The sequence below is a fragment of the Halalkalibacter oceani genome, from assembly GCF_023715705.1.
Taxonomy (GTDB): Bacteria; Bacillota; Bacilli; order Bacillales; family Bacillaceae_D; genus Halalkalibacter; species Halalkalibacter oceani_A.
Genome location: NZ_JAMBOS010000068.1, coordinates 1 through 1,016, shown reverse-complemented (window position 1 = coordinate 1,016; position 1,016 = coordinate 1). Strand labels below are relative to the sequence as shown.

The 1,016-nt window shown below is 44.2% G+C and carries 2 protein-coding genes; both read left to right on the top strand.

Annotated elements, in window-relative coordinates; translation table 11 throughout:
* Positions 1-65 precede the first annotated feature (65 nt).
* Positions 66-596: a DUF6431 domain-containing protein gene (locus M3212_RS21675; protein ID WP_285874996.1), complete on the top strand. Its 531-nt coding sequence runs from the start codon at positions 66-68 to the stop codon at positions 594-596.
* Between the two features lie 46 nt (positions 597-642).
* The coding region (locus M3212_RS21670; protein ID WP_251195975.1) for a helix-turn-helix domain-containing protein at positions 643-1,016 on the top strand (374 nt) is incomplete at its 3' end.

The following is a 1,016-nucleotide window of genomic DNA, read 5'->3' as shown; positions in this document are numbered from 1 at the left end:
CAACAGTTATACGGGAGACGTCCCACCAAAAAAGTATATGGTTATTGTATCAGATTATCAGCTGATTGAAAACATACTTACTGGAGTTTTTAGTTAGGGGTGCAGAGAGGATCCCTTCTCCATGTTGCGGGAAAGACATGCTGGTTAGAGGAACTAAGAATCGAAAAGCCAAGGATCATACGGGACAAAGTAAGACATATAACATTCGGAGGTTGAAGTGTACCCATTGTGGTACCATCCACCATGAATTGCCGGACTTATTGATTCCTTATAAGCGCTATGAAGCGGAATGTATCGAAGACGTTCTTACAAATCCATCCACCCACATTGTTCCTGCTGATGATTCCACTCTTTCGAGATGGCATGGCTGGTTTCTAGAATTTGTGGATTATTGGATTGGCTGTTTGACTTCCATCATGATCAGAACCAACCAGGAGAATACCCCCCTGGATTACACGTCCAAAGATTCAGGGGCTGCACTTCAAAGGATAGGACGCTTGGCAGGAGATGCCAATGGGTGGCTGACAAGAATTGTCCGGCCTATCGTAAATATTAATTTTTGGCTACACACCCGTTCTGCATTCATTGTCCAATAACCCCTGATTTACACTCATGATAGACACAGAAAGGAGAATGTGTATCATGAGGGATCATAAGAAATCAGAAGAATTGGCAGTGCAACGTTTTCAGCTGATATCACCTTTATTGGCAGAGGGGCTTGACGCTGGAAAAGTGAAGGAATTAAGGAGCCAGATAGCTAAGGCCAATGGCCTTTCAGAAAGAACCATCAGACGATATTTGGCTCAATTTCGGGATGGTGGGTTTGGGGGATTGAAGCCTCAATCGAGAAATGTTGCTCGAAAGTCAGAAGCTATCCCTCCTAATCTATTAGACCAGGCGATTCTTCTACGTAAGGAAGTGCCGAGCCGGAGCGTAGCTCAAATTATACAGATTCTTGAATGGGAAGGGCTGGCTGAACCAGGACAAATCAAAAGGTCAACCCTTCAGGAAAAACT